The organism is Kitasatospora arboriphila, assembly GCF_039528095.1.
GTDB classification, from domain to species: Bacteria; Actinomycetota; Actinomycetes; order Streptomycetales; family Streptomycetaceae; genus Kitasatospora; species Kitasatospora arboriphila.
The window spans coordinates 112,119-126,215 of sequence record NZ_BAAALD010000013.1 but is presented as its reverse complement, the minus strand read 5'-3'; the positions used below and the strand labels follow the sequence as shown (position 1 = coordinate 126,215).

General features: G+C 75.2%; 19 protein-coding genes and 1 pseudogene. 10 read left to right on the top strand and 10 right to left on the bottom strand.

Annotated features, from left to right (window positions below):
- Nucleotides 1-101: 101 nt before the first annotated feature.
- Entirely contained in the window at nt 102-605 is a 504-nt protein-coding gene (locus tag ABD353_RS10310; protein ID WP_344623199.1) for a GNAT family N-acetyltransferase, read from the bottom strand.
- A 612-nt stretch (nt 606-1,217) separates the two neighbouring features.
- Between ABD353_RS10310 and ABD353_RS10305 the strand changes: the two genes are divergently transcribed.
- A complete protein-coding gene (locus ABD353_RS10305) occupies nt 1,218-1,718 on the top strand; it encodes a DUF5709 domain-containing protein (RefSeq protein ID WP_344623198.1) in 501 nt (166 codons plus the stop codon).
- A 45-nt stretch (nt 1,719-1,763) separates the two neighbouring features.
- Here ABD353_RS10305 and ABD353_RS10300 read toward each other — a convergent pair whose 3' ends face one another.
- Entirely contained in the window at nt 1,764-1,946 is a 183-nt protein-coding gene (locus tag ABD353_RS10300) for a hypothetical protein (protein ID WP_344623197.1), read from the bottom strand.
- A gap of 301 nt (nt 1,947-2,247) precedes the next feature.
- Here ABD353_RS10300 and ABD353_RS10295 point away from each other — a divergent pair, with 301 nt between their 5' ends.
- Nucleotides 2,248-2,868, top strand: a complete 621-nt coding sequence (locus ABD353_RS10295) for an L-threonylcarbamoyladenylate synthase (protein ID WP_344623196.1) — start codon at nt 2,248-2,250, stop codon at nt 2,866-2,868.
- Between the two features lie 60 nt (nt 2,869-2,928).
- On the opposite strand, the gene ABD353_RS10290 is transcribed toward ABD353_RS10295, so the two are convergent.
- Together ABD353_RS10290 and ABD353_RS10285 are read right to left on the bottom strand one after the other, a co-directional pair.
- Nucleotides 2,929-3,363: an SRPBCC family protein gene (locus tag ABD353_RS10290; RefSeq protein ID WP_344623195.1), complete on the bottom strand. Its 435-nt coding sequence runs from the start codon at nt 3,361-3,363 to the stop codon at nt 2,929-2,931.
- Nucleotides 3,364-3,482: 119 nt separating this feature from the next.
- Nucleotides 3,483-3,815 (bottom strand): STAS domain-containing protein, encoded by a 333-nt coding sequence (locus ABD353_RS10285; protein ID WP_344623194.1) that lies wholly within the window; start codon nt 3,813-3,815, stop codon nt 3,483-3,485.
- 160 nt (nt 3,816-3,975) lie between these two features.
- Between ABD353_RS10285 and ABD353_RS10280 the strand changes: the two genes are divergently transcribed.
- Nucleotides 3,976-5,052 (top strand): NAD(P)-dependent oxidoreductase, encoded by a 1,077-nt coding sequence (locus tag ABD353_RS10280; RefSeq protein WP_344623193.1) that lies wholly within the window; start codon nt 3,976-3,978, stop codon nt 5,050-5,052.
- Nucleotides 5,049-5,714 (top strand): hypothetical protein, encoded by a 666-nt coding sequence (locus ABD353_RS10275; protein WP_344623192.1) that lies wholly within the window; start codon nt 5,049-5,051, stop codon nt 5,712-5,714. The genes ABD353_RS10280 and ABD353_RS10275 overlap by 4 nt, the downstream gene beginning before the upstream one ends.
- A 184-nt stretch (nt 5,715-5,898) precedes the next feature.
- Here the strand turns inward: ABD353_RS10275 and ABD353_RS10270 are convergent, their stop codons facing one another.
- Nucleotides 5,899-6,762: a glutathione S-transferase C-terminal domain-containing protein gene (locus ABD353_RS10270; protein ID WP_344623191.1), complete on the bottom strand. Its 864-nt coding sequence runs from the start codon at nt 6,760-6,762 to the stop codon at nt 5,899-5,901.
- Between the two features lie 98 nt (nt 6,763-6,860).
- Entirely contained in the window at nt 6,861-7,022 is a 162-nt protein-coding gene (locus ABD353_RS10265; RefSeq protein ID WP_344623190.1) for a hypothetical protein, read from the bottom strand.
- Between the two features lie 435 nt (nt 7,023-7,457).
- Here ABD353_RS10265 and ABD353_RS10260 point away from each other — a divergent pair, with 435 nt between their 5' ends.
- Nucleotides 7,458-7,688: an STAS domain-containing protein gene (locus ABD353_RS10260; RefSeq protein ID WP_344623189.1), complete on the top strand. Its 231-nt coding sequence runs from the start codon at nt 7,458-7,460 to the stop codon at nt 7,686-7,688.
- Between the two features lie 39 nt (nt 7,689-7,727).
- Complete coding sequence (locus ABD353_RS10255; RefSeq protein WP_344623188.1) at nt 7,728-7,922, top strand: hypothetical protein; 195 nt, start codon at nt 7,728-7,730, stop codon at nt 7,920-7,922.
- Between the two features lie 25 nt (nt 7,923-7,947).
- Here the strand turns inward: ABD353_RS10255 and ABD353_RS10250 are convergent.
- Nucleotides 7,948-8,112: pseudogene (locus tag ABD353_RS10250) on the bottom strand (DUF4235 domain-containing protein); the annotation flags it as partial.
- 40 nt (nt 8,113-8,152) lie between these two features.
- Complete coding sequence (locus tag ABD353_RS10245) at nt 8,153-8,617, bottom strand: Lrp/AsnC family transcriptional regulator (protein ID WP_344623187.1); 465 nt, start codon at nt 8,615-8,617, stop codon at nt 8,153-8,155.
- Nucleotides 8,618-8,705: 88 nt separating this feature from the next.
- Here ABD353_RS10245 and ABD353_RS10240 point away from each other — a divergent pair, with 88 nt between their 5' ends.
- Nucleotides 8,706-9,629 (top strand): SMP-30/gluconolactonase/LRE family protein, encoded by a 924-nt coding sequence (locus ABD353_RS10240; RefSeq protein ID WP_344623186.1) that lies wholly within the window; start codon nt 8,706-8,708, stop codon nt 9,627-9,629.
- Nucleotides 9,630-9,683: 54 nt separating this feature from the next.
- A complete protein-coding gene (locus ABD353_RS10235) occupies nt 9,684-10,322 on the top strand; it encodes an MBL fold metallo-hydrolase (RefSeq protein WP_344623185.1) in 639 nt (212 codons plus the stop codon).
- 37 nt (nt 10,323-10,359) lie between these two features.
- Here ABD353_RS10235 and ABD353_RS10230 read toward each other — a convergent pair whose 3' ends face one another.
- The gene (locus tag ABD353_RS10230; RefSeq protein ID WP_344623184.1) at nt 10,360-10,659 is read right to left on the bottom strand and encodes a WhiB family transcriptional regulator; all 300 of its coding nucleotides are present in this window, start codon (nt 10,657-10,659) and stop codon (nt 10,360-10,362) included.
- Between the two features lie 952 nt (nt 10,660-11,611).
- Here ABD353_RS10230 and ABD353_RS10225 point away from each other — a divergent pair.
- Complete coding sequence (locus ABD353_RS10225) at nt 11,612-12,067, top strand: hypothetical protein (RefSeq protein WP_344623183.1); 456 nt, start codon at nt 11,612-11,614, stop codon at nt 12,065-12,067.
- Between the two features lie 69 nt (nt 12,068-12,136).
- Here the strand turns inward: ABD353_RS10225 and pip are convergent, their stop codons facing one another.
- Nucleotides 12,137-13,096 carry a prolyl aminopeptidase gene (pip, locus tag ABD353_RS10220; protein WP_344623182.1) on the bottom strand — a complete coding sequence of 320 codons (960 nt, stop codon included), beginning with the start codon at nt 13,094-13,096 and terminating at the stop codon, nt 12,137-12,139.
- Between the two features lie 252 nt (nt 13,097-13,348).
- Here pip and ABD353_RS10215 point away from each other — a divergent pair, with 252 nt between their 5' ends.
- Nucleotides 13,349-14,047: a DUF1062 domain-containing protein gene (locus tag ABD353_RS10215; protein WP_344623181.1), complete on the top strand. Its 699-nt coding sequence runs from the start codon at nt 13,349-13,351 to the stop codon at nt 14,045-14,047.
- The last annotated feature ends 50 nt before the right edge of the window (nt 14,048-14,097 follow it).

Sequence of the window (14,097 nt, the reverse complement as noted above, 5' to 3'; positions counted from 1 at the left end):
GAGGAGCCGCCCCCCCCCCCCCGGGCGCCCCCCGCCACGAGCGCGGCCGCCGGTGGGCGCTGCGACTCGCCCGGCCCGGCGGTGTCGTCGTCGGCGACGGCTCAGGGGGCGGCGAAGTCGTCGCGGTCCAGCGCGTGGACGGTGCAGGGGCGGCCGAGCACCACGTCCTCGCGGAGTGGCGCGAAGCCCAGGCGGCGGGCCACGGCGGTGGAGGCTTCGTTGCCGTGGTGGATCATCGCGGTAATTCGGGTGAGCCCGAGCGTGCCGAAGCCCCAGGCAAGGACGGTCCGCGCCGCCTCGGCGGCGTAGCCGTTGCCCCAGTGGCGGCGGGCGAAGGTCCAGCCGATCTCGGTCTCACCGAACTGCTCCCACCAGTTGAGGCCGCAGCGGCCGATCGCTTCGCCGGTGCCGTTGAGTTCGACGGCGCACAGGCCGTGGCCGCGCTCGGCCCACTGCCGCTGGATGTCGTGGAGGCGGGCGGCGGCCTGCTCGCGGGTGTAGGCGCCGACGAACCGGTTGACCTCGTCGTCGGCGTGCAGGCACACCCACCAGTCGGTGTCGGCCTCGGTGAGGGGGCGCAGGCGCAGGCGCGGGGTGGTGAGCACGGTCGTCAGGTCCTCGGTGTGCGTCGTCGGGGCTTCGCCGGGGACGGACTGCGTCGACCGCCCGGTGGACGTCCAGCGGCGTGAGGACGCCGGGATCGCGGGCCGGCCGCCGGACGACGGGGTTGGTGCCAGGGACGTGCGCGGCCACGGCGAGTCTGCTGTCCGCGGCCATGATCCCTCCCCGACAGAACGGTTCCAGTGACATCGAGGCCCCGTCAAGCCGAACACCCACCACGGGCAGCCGGGCTGGCGCAGCGTCAGCTACAGGGATGAGGGGGCAGGACGCGGGTACGGGCGCGGACCTGCCCCAGGCGGACCGTGACGGACGGGCGCAGCGGCACACCCCCGGGCGATCCCCCGGACGGTCCGGTGGCAGGTCCGGCACGGGCCGGGATCCGGGCCCGCGGGCCCCGCGTGTTTCGCTCCCGGGGCGACGGACGTACCGTCGAGAGACGGGACCGATCACGGGCCGGCCCCACACGCAGGCCGCCCGGACCGGAACCGCAGCACGGCGGCGGGCCCCGGGCCCGGCCGTCGGCGCGGATGGCCCCGGCCGATGCGGGTACAAGGACGCCGGACGGAGGGGGCAACCGAGACGACCGGGAGGCCGTGATGACCGAGAGCGGCAGGGCGGACGAGGTCTACCAGCCTGCGGACACCGCCGACGACCAGGCCGATGCCTCCGCCTTGGACCTGCAGAACGCCCTCGACGAGCGGACCTACGACGATCTCCTCGACGAGGGGTGGTCACCGCCCGAGCGGCCGTTCGCCGTCCGGCAGGCCGGGACGACGGCCGGTGAGCAGCGGGCGGGCGAGTCGCTCGACCAGCGGCTGGCCCGGGAGCTGCCCGACCAGGAGCCGGACCCGGGCGACCGCATCGGCGACCTGGCCGGCGGCGACGGCGAGCCCGTCGACCGGGAGGCGGGCGCCGAGCGGGCCGGACGCCTGGTCGCACCCGACGAGGGCGCGCACGACAGGACGACCGAGCTCTACGCCGAGGACGTCGGCATCGACGCCGGCGCGGCCTGTGCCGAGGAGGCGGCCGTGCACATCGTGCCGGACAGCGCCCTGGACGGCTCCGACGACGCCGACGGCGAGGCCGCCTGGCCGTGACGGCCGGTGGCCGTCGAAGCCGTTCGGGTGACGCTCCTGCAACCGTCAGCCGGCCTCGGGCCTCGGTGCGGGGAACCGGTCCCAGACGCGGTGGGCGGCGAGGAGCTCGGTGATCCCGCTCAGCACGGACTCGCCGTCCTCGCCGAGGACGACGCCGGTGATGCCGGCGGCCCACAGGGTGCGGTCGGCGCCGTCCTGGACGCCGCCGTCCGCCGCCGTCGTGACCACCTCCCGCGCGCGAGCGGGTACCGCGCCCGCCGTCGCCGGTGCGGACCGCTCCTCCCCCGGCGTCTGCCCGATCGCCGCCGCCCGCCGCCTGCCGATTCCGCGCCCGCCCGCCGATCCCGCCGTCCGGTCCCGCCGTCCGGTCCTGTGGGGCGTTCGCCGCCCGGGGCTTCGGGGTCGCCGGTCGGGGCGCCACGCCCTCGTCCGCGCCGGGTACCGGACCTCCGGGACGGCCCCGGCCGGTGCGCCGGCGGCGGTCGGCGCGTCCTGCCCGGGCCCCGGGCGGATGCCGTAAGTTTGGCCAATGGCAAAGTACTTCGACGTGCACCCGCAGACCCCTCAGGCGCGCACCATCGGCACCGTCGCCGACAGTCTCCGCTCCGGGGCGCTGATCGCCTACCCCACCGACTCCTGCTTCGCGCTCGGCTGCCGACTGGACAACCACGACGGCCTGGAGCGGATCCGGTCGATCCGGCGGCTGGACGACCGCCACCACTTCACGCTGGTGTGCGAGAACTTCGCGCAGCTGGGCCAGTTCGTCCACATCGACAACGACGTGTTCCGCGCGATCAAGGCGGCGACGCCGGGCAGTTACACCTTCATCCTGCCCGCGACCAAGGAGGTGCCGCGCCGGCTGCAGCACCCGAAGAAGAAGACGGTGGGTGTCCGGATCCCGGACCACACCGTCGCCCGGGCGCCGCTCCCCGAGCTCGGCGAGCCGCTGGTCTCCAGCACCCTGCTGCTGCCCGGCGAGGAGGAGCCGATGACGCAGGGCTGGGAGATCAAGGAGCGGCTCGACCACGTGCTGGACGCCGTCGTGGACTCGGGCGACTGCGGCACCGAGCCGACGACGGTGGTCGACTTCTCCAGCGGCGAGGCGGAGATCGTCCGGCGCGGGGCCGGCGATCCCGCACGGTTCGAGTGAGCGGAGTTCCGCGGTGGAACGTCCGGCCGGCTGCCGCCCGGGGCGGCCTCAGCGGGGGCGTCAGCGGGCGGCGAGGACCTGCGGCAGCCGGTCCGCGACGCCGTCCGCGAGTTCCTCGAAGGCGCCCCGGAGGAACGGTGCGGCGAGCCTCGCGACGCCCTTGAAGCTCAGCTGCGCCCGGTAGTCGACGACCGCGCCGCCCCCGTCGGCCGGCCGGACGGTGATGTCGTCGGTGGCGGTGACCGTTCCGTTCTCGCCCACGAACAGCAGGCGGTCCGGTTCCCGGCGGACGAGCCGGTACTCCAGCCGGGTGGTGCGTCCGCGGAAGCGGGAGGTGTTCGTCCATCGCGACCCCTCCGTCACGGGGCCGGTGTCGGTGCGGACGCAGCTGACCGTGCCCGGGTCCCACTCGGGCGTGTGGCCGAAGTCCGCGAGGTAGCGCAGCACGTCCTCGGCGGGCCGGCCGACCGGGATCCGGCGTTCGACGGTGACCACGGGGTCTCCTTCCTCGGGCGGCGGGTGGTTCGGTGTCCCCGCTCGTCCCCGTTCGGAGCCGGCGGCCGTTCGGACTGGTCCGGGCCGGTCGAGCCGTTCCCGGTCCGCGCCTCGGGGTCTCAGTCGGCCCCGTGGGCCGGTGGCAGCAGCAGTTCCGCGGTCGCGGTGACGGTGAGCAGGCGCGCCACCTGCGGGGAGGGACGCGCCACCTGCACGGCCACGCTCCGCCGGTCGGCCCGGGCCCGGGCCTTCAGCAGGGCGTTGAGGCCGGAGGAGTCGCAGAACTCCACCTGCGCCATGTCGACCGTGACCGGCGCACCGGGCGGGCAGAGGTCCACCGCGTCCTCGAGCGCCTCGGCGAGCGCGGGGACGCTGTAGAGGTCCACCTCCCCGTCTAGGAAGAGCACGGGGCCCTGCGGCATCGAGCCCCTGGTCATCGTGAGTCCGGCCATGGCCGACCACTCCCCTTCCGTCCTGGCAGCCCGTGCGTCTACCCAGCGGCGGCCCGCTCCGAACCACGGGGTGCCGCCCGATCGGGAGCGGCCCGGGTCGGGGGATTTCCGCTGCCGCCGGCGGCCCGCATAAGGTCCGGGTACGGAGAAGGGGGAGGGTGTGGGGCGGATCCTGCTGTTGGACGCGGCTCCCGGGGCGCTGCTCGACCGCGAGGTGGAACGACTGGTCGGGCACGGTCTGGCCGTCACGCTGAACCTGCGGCGGGTGGCCGACCGGGCGTCCGCGGTGGCGGCGTGGGCGGACCGGGTCGAGTTCACCGATGTCGACCCGTTCGACGAAGCGGCACTGATCGGCGAGGTGGTTCGGGGTGGGCGCGGCTACGACGCGCTGAAGTCCCGCGCGGGGGTCCCGCTGCGGGCCGCGTTCCTCGCGGCGGCGACCGACGGGGCGCTGGCCCACCGGCTCCGGGTGATCGGCCGGGCCGGGGCGGGCACCGACCACGTCGACCTGGCGGTCGCGGCCCGACACGGTGTCGCCGTCACCCACACGCCCGGGTCCAACGCGGACGCGGTGGCCGAGTTCGCCCTGGCCCAGCTGCTCTCCCTGACGCGTGACCTGGTGGCGCACAACGGGGCGGCGCACCGGGGCCGGTGGAGCGCACCGTCCGCGCCCGCGGTCGAACTGGGCGACCTGACCCTGGGCATCGCGGGACTCGGCCGGATCGGTCTGGCGCTGGCCGAGCGGGCCCGCCTCCTGGGCATGACCGTCCAGGGGTGGTCGCGGAGCCCGGCCGGGCCACCGGTCCGCCGGGTGGAGTCCCTCGCCGCGCTGCTCGCCACCAGCGACGTGGTGTCCCTGCACCTGCCGCTCACCGCGCACACGGCGGGGCTGGTGGGCCGGGCGGAGCTGGCGCTGATGCGGCCCGGGTCGATCCTGCTGAACACCTCGCGCGGCGGCATCGTCGACGAGCAGGCCCTCGCCGACGCGCTGCGCGACCCGGCCCATCCGCTGGCCGCGGCCGCCGTCGACACCTTCGCCCACGAGCACGCCGCGTTCGCCTCTCCGCTGTTCGGCCTCTCCCGGGCCCTGCTCACCCCGCACGTCGCCGGCATGACCGGACGGGCGATGGCCGAGGCGGCCCTGCGCTGCGCCGACCACGTCGCGGCCCTGCTCGCCGGGCGGCCGGACGGCATTCCGGTGGCGGTGCCGCCCGCGCCGGCGAGGAGCGCGTGGTGAGGCGCGTACCGGACGACGATCCGCTGGGCGGCATGCGCCGGCGGCTGGAGGAGGACCTGCTCGGCCACGAGCCCCGGGAGGGGTTCGCGGACCGCTGCTGGGTGCTGCACACCGCCCACGAGGGACGGCGGCGCCTGCGCTGGGGCGACCTGCTGGCGAGGACCGGCAGGCGTCTGGAGGACTGGCGGTACACGCCGTCGTGGCGCGTCTTCGAGGGGCTGCCGCTGCCCGAGGGCTTCGGTCACCCGTCGCCCGGGGAGATCGACCGGGAGTGCCTCGGCCGCCTCGTCGAGGTGGTGGCGCGGCACAGCGCCGACGGGCTGCGCACGGAGTGCTACTGGGCGCAGGCCGCGATCGAGGACGCCTGCGCGCCGGTGCCCGTCCGCCGCGGCCGGCTCGACGAGGCCGTCGCCCACCACGACGCCGGTCCCGGCCGCGGGGGGACCCACAGCACGCAGTTCCCGGCCCACTGGTGGCCGCCGGACCACTCCTGGTTCGTCGTCACCGACTGGGACCTGAGTGCCACCGAGGTCTTCGGCAGCCGTGCCCTGATCGCCGATCTGCTCGCCGACGACACCCTGGAGGCGGTGCGCCACCCGAGCGTCGCCGAGGTGCAGGACGGCGAGCCGGGGTGGCGCGACACCGGGCACCCCTCCGCCTGAGGGCGGGAGCGGCCTGGTCGACGGCCGGGAGTGGGACGAAGCCTCCTCTCCGTGCGCCTGCCGAGCACCGGGGTGGTCGTCCGGCGCAGGGACGCCGCGGAGCCTGCGCCGCGTCCGCCGGCACGGCCGGCACGACCGGGCCCGGCCGGCCCGTGGGAGGGGCCGGCCGGACCGCCGGGGCCGTTCAGCCGGACACGGGGGTCCGTGCCCGCGCGTACTGCGCCCAGTCCACGATCGGCATCGCCGCGCCCGCGTCCTCCTCGCCCCGGCAGTGGGCGCGGTGGCGGAGGCCGGTCCCCTCCAGGTCGAGGTGGCGGCCGAAGGCGGGGTGTCCGGCCAGCCGCCGGGCGTAGGCCCAGACCCGAGGGTGGTCGGCGACCCGGTCGACGGCGGCGGCGTGCAGGTGCCAGCGGTGGACGGTGTCCAGTTCCACGAGGCTCGCCCAGACGTGGACGTCCGCGAGGGTCGGTCCCCCGTCCAGTAGGTGTTCGCGGTCGGCCAGGCGCTGCTCGATCGCGCCGAGCCCGGCGAGCAGGCTCTGCAGGGCCGCCTCCCGCTCGGCCGGGGCGGTGCCGGCCAGGCCGGCCCGCTGGGCGGCCGCGTCGAGGCCGCGTTCGCAGAGCAGGGCCACCGCCTCGACGGCGGTTCCCGTCCCGGTCGGCCGGAGGTTCCTGCCGTCCCGGTCGAAGCGGTGGGCCAGGTCGGTGAGGATCTCGCCGCTGTCGGTGCTGACGATCCGTCCGCTCCAGTCGTCGCTGAGCACCGGGGCCGCGGCCGGTCCGCGGTGCCGGTGCGAGGTGGCCTCGTACAGCGGCCGCAGGGCCAGGTACCCGCCGTCGCCGTCGTCGGGCAGCGCCGGCAGCCAGCCGATCGGCAGCACGTCGTCGAGGGCGAGGAGGCTGTGGGTGACGGCGATCCGGAGACAGTCCGGACAGGAGCGGGCGAGGTGGAGCCGGTAGCGGTGCGGCACGGCGCTGTAGCCGCTGCGGGCGTCGCGCCCGATCCTCCCGCGGAAGGAGGGCACGGCGGACGGGAACGAGACGGGCATGAGGGTCTCCCAGACTGCGCGGGCACGCGCACGCGTGCCGGTATCCGGCGGGGAAGCGAGGGACGGCCAGCTGGCCGGAGAAGGGACCTGACGTGACGTCAGACGGCGGCGGCCACCGGGCGGCGGCGGCCGCGGGAGCGGGGTCTGCCTGCCAGGCTGCTGCACACCCGCAGCAGGTCGATGTGGCGACGGGACGTCAGGACGGGCAGCAGCCGGACGGCGTGCGCCACGCCGCCGGTGACCGGCTCCGTCTGCCCCACGACCCCTCCGCCCGCGTTCGAGGACTCCCCTGCCGGAGTGTCGACCCGCGCGCCGACCCCGTCAAGGGCGCCTGCCCCGGGAGGCCCATTCGTCTCGCCCCTCGGACGGGAACGGCCCGCGATCCGGGACCGTCTCCTCCGGCACCAACGGTCACGTGCGCCCCTCGCGGCGATCGGGGAACGCCTCCCGCAGGGCGGGCTGCCCGGCCCGCGGCATCCGCACCGCGCAGCAGCGATGCCCGGGCCGGTCGTGTCCGCCGGGCGGCGGTTCCACGATGCGGAGTGTCCCGTCCGCGGGCGGCCCCGTCGGCTTCGCCCAGTGACCTGGGGCAGATCACCGGACTTCGCCCGGAGGGCTGCGGCGGCGCCGCCGGTGCGTTCAGGCTTTCAGGGCAGGACCGTCCGACGCAGCCACCCGATCGACAGGAGGCCGACGTGCAGCCCGCGCTCCGCATCGCCCACCGCGCCGGCCCCGGGGGTGTGCGGGTGGTGGTGGTCCTCGGCGAGGCCGACATGGACACCACCGGCCAGTTGCAGGCGGCGCTGCGCAAGGCGGTGGCCGCCCGGCCGGCCCCGGCCGCCGTGGTGGTGGACTGCAGCGGGCTGGAGTTCTGCGCCGCGGCCGGGCTGAACGCGCTGCTGCGCGGCCGGGAGGCCGCCCTCTAGGCCGGCGTCGCCTTCCGGCTGGCGGCTCCGCGCCGGCAGATGCGCCAGTTGCTGCGGCTGACCGAGACCGACCGGGTGTTCACCGTCGACCGCGCCCCCCCGGCCGCCGTCGCCGCCGCCGACTGGCCGGGCACGGCTGCGAACGGCGCACCGCGGGCGAACGGCCGGCCGCACCGGGCGGGCGCCCCGACCGCGGGAAGTCCGGGAGCGGCGAGTCCCGTCCGTCAGTGGTGACCGTCGCAGCAGCGGCTCGGGCGGCTCACCCGTCCCCGGGCCGGTGACCGGCCACCCGGTGGACGGCTGCCGCACCACCGTGGTCCAGCGCCGCTCTCACCAGCGCGAACACCACGCCCTGCAGGGCCGCGGCGAGCAGCACCTCACCCCAGCCGCGGTCCCTGTCGGTGGCGTCCGGCGCGTCCTCCTCGATGTCATCCGCGGGCCCGGTCGGCCGGCCGGCCCGGCGCTCAGACGGGCGGGGTGGCGGGGGACGGCGGGCGTTCGAAGAAGGTCTCCAGCGAGACCGTGGCCTGGGTGCCGTTGACGCCCTCGACGGCGTAGAGGCGGCGCAGCACGTCCTGGAGCTGTTCGGTGGTGGCGGTGCGGACCTTCACCAGGACGGAGGCGCTGCCGGCGATGATGTGGGCCTCCTCGATCTCCGGGATCGCGGCGAAGGCCTCGGCGGAGTCGCCCATCCAGGCCGAGGACTCGACCATCACGAAGGCGAGGACGCCGAGGCCGAGCGCCTTGGGGTCGACCTCGACAGTGGTGCGGCGGACGACGCCGCGCTCGCGGAGTTTGCGGACGCGCTCGTGGGCGGCGCCCGCGGACAGGCCGACCGCCTTGCCCAGGGCCGCGTAGGCCTGGCCGGCGTCCTGCTGCAGCAGTGCGATCAGTGCGCGGTCGGTCTCGTCGAGGTTCTCCGATGCCATGGTGGAACCATATCGTCTTCTGTCATACTCATCCATCACCGAATGTCATTTGGCAATATGCGACATGGGGATGATGATGTCCAACACGATGAACCATGGCCTGTACGAGATTCTGGACGACCGCTTCCGCACCGGGCGGTGCGCCAACGGCGACGTCCGCCTGGAGAAGCTGCACGGGGACTGCCGCTGGGCGGAGGGCCCGGTCTACCTGCCGGCCTGGCGCCAGCTGATCTGGAGCGACATCCCCAACGACCGGATGCTGCGCTGGGACGAGGCCACCGGCACGGTCGGCGTCTTCCGCTCCCCCGCCGGCCACAGCAACGGCAACACCCTGGACGGCCAGGGCCGGCTCGTCAGCTGCGAACAGGGCAACCGCCGGGTGACCCGCACCGAGCATGACGGGTCGGTCACCGTGCTCGCCGACCGCTACCGGGGCCGCCGGCTCAACTCGCCCAACGACGCCGTGGTGCACTCGGACGGCTCGGTCTGGTTCTCCGACCCGGACTTCGGCATCACCAGCGACTACGAGGGCCACCGCGCCGAGGCCGAGATCGGCGCCTGCAACGTGTACCGGATCGACCCGGGCAGCGGCGAGGTGCGGATCGTCGCGGACGGCTTCGAGGGCCCCAACGGGCTGGTCTTCTCCCCCGACGAGCAGCGGCTCTTCGTGGCGGACAGCCGGCAGCGCCACATCCGTGTCTTCGACGTGCGCGAGGACGGCACGCTCTCGGACGGCGAGGTCTTCGCGAAGTCGCCGGAGAGCGGCTTCGACAACATCCGCTTCGACGACGGCGGCCGGCTCTGGGCGGCGGCCCTGGAGGACGGCGTGCACTGCTACGACCCGGACGGCACGCTCATCGGCCGCCTGCGCGTCCCGGAGCCCGTCTCCAACCTCGCCTTCGGCGGGCCGAAGAACAACCGCCTCTTCATCACGGCGACGACCTCGCTGTACTCCCTCGTGATGGCGGTGACCGGAACCTCCCGGGTCGCCCGGGCCCGGGCCCGGTCGTAGCCGGCCCGGCCCATGTCGCCGATGCCGAACGGCTCGTGACGGTAGGTTGACCGGATGCGTCTGACGAAGTACGGCCACGCCTGTGTGCGCATCGAGGACGGCGACCGGGTGCTCGTGATCGACCCGGGCACCCTCTCCGAAGCGGAAGCCCTCTCCGGCGCCACCGCCGTGCTCATCACCCACGAGCACGCGGACCACCTCGACGTCGGCAAGCTCGCCGCCGCACGGAAGGACAACCCCTCACTGACCGTCCACACCCATCCGGCCCTGGCCGCGGCCCTCGGCGACGGCGCGACCGCCGTCGCGGCGGGAGACGCCTTCACCGCGGCCGGGTTCACCGTGCGGGCCGTCGGCGGCGAGCACGCCGAGATCATCGACGGCCTGCCCGGCTGCCCCAACCTGGGATTCGTCGTCGACGGTCTCTACCACCCCGGGGACTCGCTGCACGTTCCCGCCGAACCGGTCGACACCCTGCTCGTCCCGGCCTCCGGCCCGTGGCTGAAGCTCCGCGAAGCGATCGAGTTCGTCCGCGCCGTACGACCGGCTCGGGCGTTCCCCATCCACGACGCCAACCTCAGCGCCGTCGGCATGGACAACTTCGACGGCTGGCTGCTGGAGGAGCACGGAACCGACTACGCCCGCATCCCGCTGGGCGGGTCGGTCGACCTGGAGGAGCCCGGCGGCCGGCCGTGATCCCGGCCTCCCGGACGTACCCCCCGGGCCGGCTGCGTCAGGCGGTCCGGCACGCCCCGCGCCGCGCCGGCCCCATGACGGCCCGGCGCTCGTCCTCGCCCATGCCGCCCCACACGCCGTACGGCTCGCGGACGCTCAGCGCGTGGGCGAGGCATTCGGCGCGCACCGGGCAGTCACCGCATATCCGCTTGGCCGCCTCCTCCCGCGCGTCGTGGGCCCGCCCCCGTTCTCCCGACGGATGGAAGAACAGCCGTGCGTCGGACCGGCGGCAGGCACCCTGCAGCTGCCAGTCCCAGCGCTGGTGGAGCGGACCGGGCAGTCGGGAGATCATGGCCACGACATCGTTCCTCTCGTTCCGGCCGGCGGCGACAACCCCACCGGCACGCCTGATGTGCGGCGCCTTGCCGGAAATGACCGGCCCACACGTCCGAATGCCGCGCGGCCCCGGACGCGGGCTCGCGGCGGGCACGGGTACCGCCGGCCGCTCGGGGGACACGGGCGGGCCTGACGACTCGTGATGGCGGACGGCTCGCCCCTCGGGTGCCGGGCCGATGGCGGTGCAGGCCGCACTCCTGGTGCTGCTCGGTGTGCTGATCGTCCATCGCCGTTCGGCCTGTGGGACGCCCGGGAACCGCCGGTGACGGCCTGGCTGGCCGCGCACCGCGGGGCGGCCCTCACCACCTGGAGCGGGTGGCTGTCGGCGGCCGCCTTCACGCCCTCGGTCGTGGCGGTCACCGCCCTCGCGGTGCTCGTCCTGCTCGCCGTCAGCCGTCTGCGGCGGTGGCGGGAGGCCGTCTTCCTGGCGGGGGCGGTGACGGTGCAGGCCGTCCTGTTCGTGCCGGCCGCCGCACTGGTGGGACGCCCCCGGCCGGACGTCGTCCGGCCGGACGGGTCGCCGCCGACCTCCAGCTGTCCGTCGGGGCACGTCGGCGCCGCGACCGCGCCCTCGGCGGACGGAGGCCGTCCCGGTCGGCCGGGCCGTCCCGGCTTCGTTCCGGCTTCGTTCCGTGGCCTGCCGCCCTGCCGGAGGTTCGCTGTGCGGGCTGCGGCCGACGCTCCGGACCGGCGAGAGTCATGGGCGACACAAGATCGGCGCGCCGCGCCCGTACCAGGGGGAGACACAGCAACGTGCACCCGCACACCGCAGGCGACACCGGGACACCGCCCGGTACCGACGTCCCGCCCGCGGCCGGCCCGGCCGACCCCGCCCGGTCGGGGCACGGCACCTCGGCCGCCGCGTGACGGCCCACGGCGGGCAGCCGCCGTCCTCGGGGTCCGACGACCGGAGCATGGCCCTCCAGATCGAGGTCCTGGCCGCGGAGGCCGAACGGCAGATCCAGGACGGGCTGTGGGAGTTGGCGCCGGGTGATGCGGCGCTGGCGCTCAAGACAGCGTCGGGTCTGGCGGAGGCGGTGGGCCCGGACTCCGGCCGGCCGCCGCTGCCGGGCATCGAGCGCCTGGAGTGCCTGCGCGAGGCGCTCGCCGTCCTCGCGATCGGCATCGCCCGGACGCACGGGCGACTGGCCTGGTTCCTCGCCCGGGCCAGCACCGCACTCGCGCCGGTCCTCCACTGGAGGGTCCTGCCCGCCGCCCACGGGCTGTCCTTCGGCACGGTCGTCCCGACGCCGGACGAACTCGCCGACGCCGAGAACGCGACCCGCCGCCTGTACGCGGTGCTCACCGGCATCGGCGCCGACGCGGCGGGGCCGCCGGCCGAGGACGTCGAGCCGGGGCCCGTCGGGTGACCCGCCCCCGGGGCCGGTCGGTGGGCAGGGATCCGTGGGGGGTTCCTGCCCACCGACCGGCCCCGGGGGTCACCGGTCCTTGAACTCCTCGATGGCCGAGCGGACGACCTGCTGCATCGCCTCGCTCCCGGCGTGCCCCGAGTCCTCGACGATGTGGAGCCGTGCGTCCGGCCATGCCTTGGCCAGTTCCCACGCCGTCTGCACCGGACAGCCCATGTCGTGCCGACCGTGCACGAGGACGCCGGGGATCCCGGCCAGGCGGTGGGCGTTGCGGAGCAGTTGGTCCTCCTCCAGCCACGCGCCGTTGCTGAAGTAGTGGGCGCAGATCCGCACGAAGGCGATCTGTGCGTCGACCTCCCGGTCGCTGTACATGCCGGGCACGCCGTTGGGCTCGTTCGAGACCACCGCGTCCTCCCAGGCGAGCCAGTCGGCGGCGGCCCTCGCCCGGACCGCCCGGTCCGGGTGCTCCGTCAACCGGGCGTAGGCGGCGAGCAGATCGCCGTCCCGCTCGTCCTCGGGGACGCCGTCGCGGAACCGGTCCCACGCCTCGGGGTGGAACCGTCCGGCGCCGCGGTACAGCCAGTCGATCTCGGAGCGGCGGCTCGTCATCACCGCCGGGACGACGATCTCGGTGACCCGCTCGGGGTGTTGCTGCGCGTACGCCAGGACGAGGGTGGCGCCCCAGGAGCCGCCGTTCAGCAACCACCGTTCGATGCCGAGGTGTTCGCGCAGCCGCTCGATGTCCTCGATCAGGTGCCGCGTGGTGTTCAGGCTCATGTCCGCGGCGGGGTCACTGGCGTGCGGCGTACTGCGGCCGCAGTTGCGCTGGTCGAAGCGGACGACGCGGTAGCGCTCCGGGTCCCAGGCCCTCGTCGGTCTCCGCGGCGCGCCCGATCCCGGGCCGCCGTGGACGTTCAACGCCGGCTTGCCCCGGGGGTTGCCGAGCTGTTCGTAGTAGATGCGGTTGCCGTCCCCGGTGTCGAGGAACCCGCTGTCGTAGGGACCGGTCGGAGGATGGAGTTCAACCACGGCGGCTCATCGTAGGCGGCTGCCGCCCGTCGGGAAAACGGTTTGCCCGCGGGCCCGGCCCCGGCCATGATCGCCCACATGTACATGTAACGGCTGCCACACGGCAACGACCGACCTGTCGCGCGGTCCACCTCCGGGCCTGGCCATTCGGCCCCGAGGCGATGACTCGCGCCCTCGTGTGCATCCGTCATGTTCCAGGAGCCCCGGCCCGGCCGCGAGCGCTCCTGCCGAGTCCTGAAAGCAACCACAGCCATGAATACCGACCGCAAGGCCCTGTGGGCCGTGCGTCAGTCCGCCCTGCCCACGGTCGTGCGCCCCTGCCCGGACTGCTCCGGCACGCGGCACCGCCCCACGGGCCGGATCCGCGTCAACGCGAGCGGCAAACTCCTCGACGTCTGGCTCCTCCTGGGCTGCACGGCCTGCGACCGGACCTCGAAGGTGCCCGTCCACGAACGCGTCCACGTCTCGTCGCTGGAGCCCGCCCGGTTGGTGGCGTACGAGAACAACGACCCCGCCGTGGTGCGGGAGCTGACGATGAGTGCGTCGCTCGCCGCGAAGAACGCGTACCGCCTCGACTGGACGGGCACCTGGGCGCTGGAGATCCGCACGCCCCTGCACGCGCTCGACGACCCGACGCCGCTCACCGTGCAGGTCGGCTTCGAGCTGCCCGTGCCGGTGCGCGTGGAACGGCTGCTCATGCTCGGGCTCGGTGTGAGCCGCGGCACGGTGCGGCGCCTGGTCGCGGACGGACGGGTCCGGCTGCCGCTGGCCCTGGACGCCAAGGCGCACCGGGACTTCGAACTCACCGTCCACGCACCGGGCGCCGCCGGCGCCGCGCAACGGCCGGAGCTCCTCGGTGCTCCGGACGCCGAGCGCACCGGCCCGATCCGCATCGGGCCGGCCGACCGGCCCCCGCACCGGTCGGCACGCTCGGTGACGGCGGGAGCGTAGCGGCGTGACGGCAGGGCCTCGCGGACGGCACGAGGGCGCAGTGGGCCTTC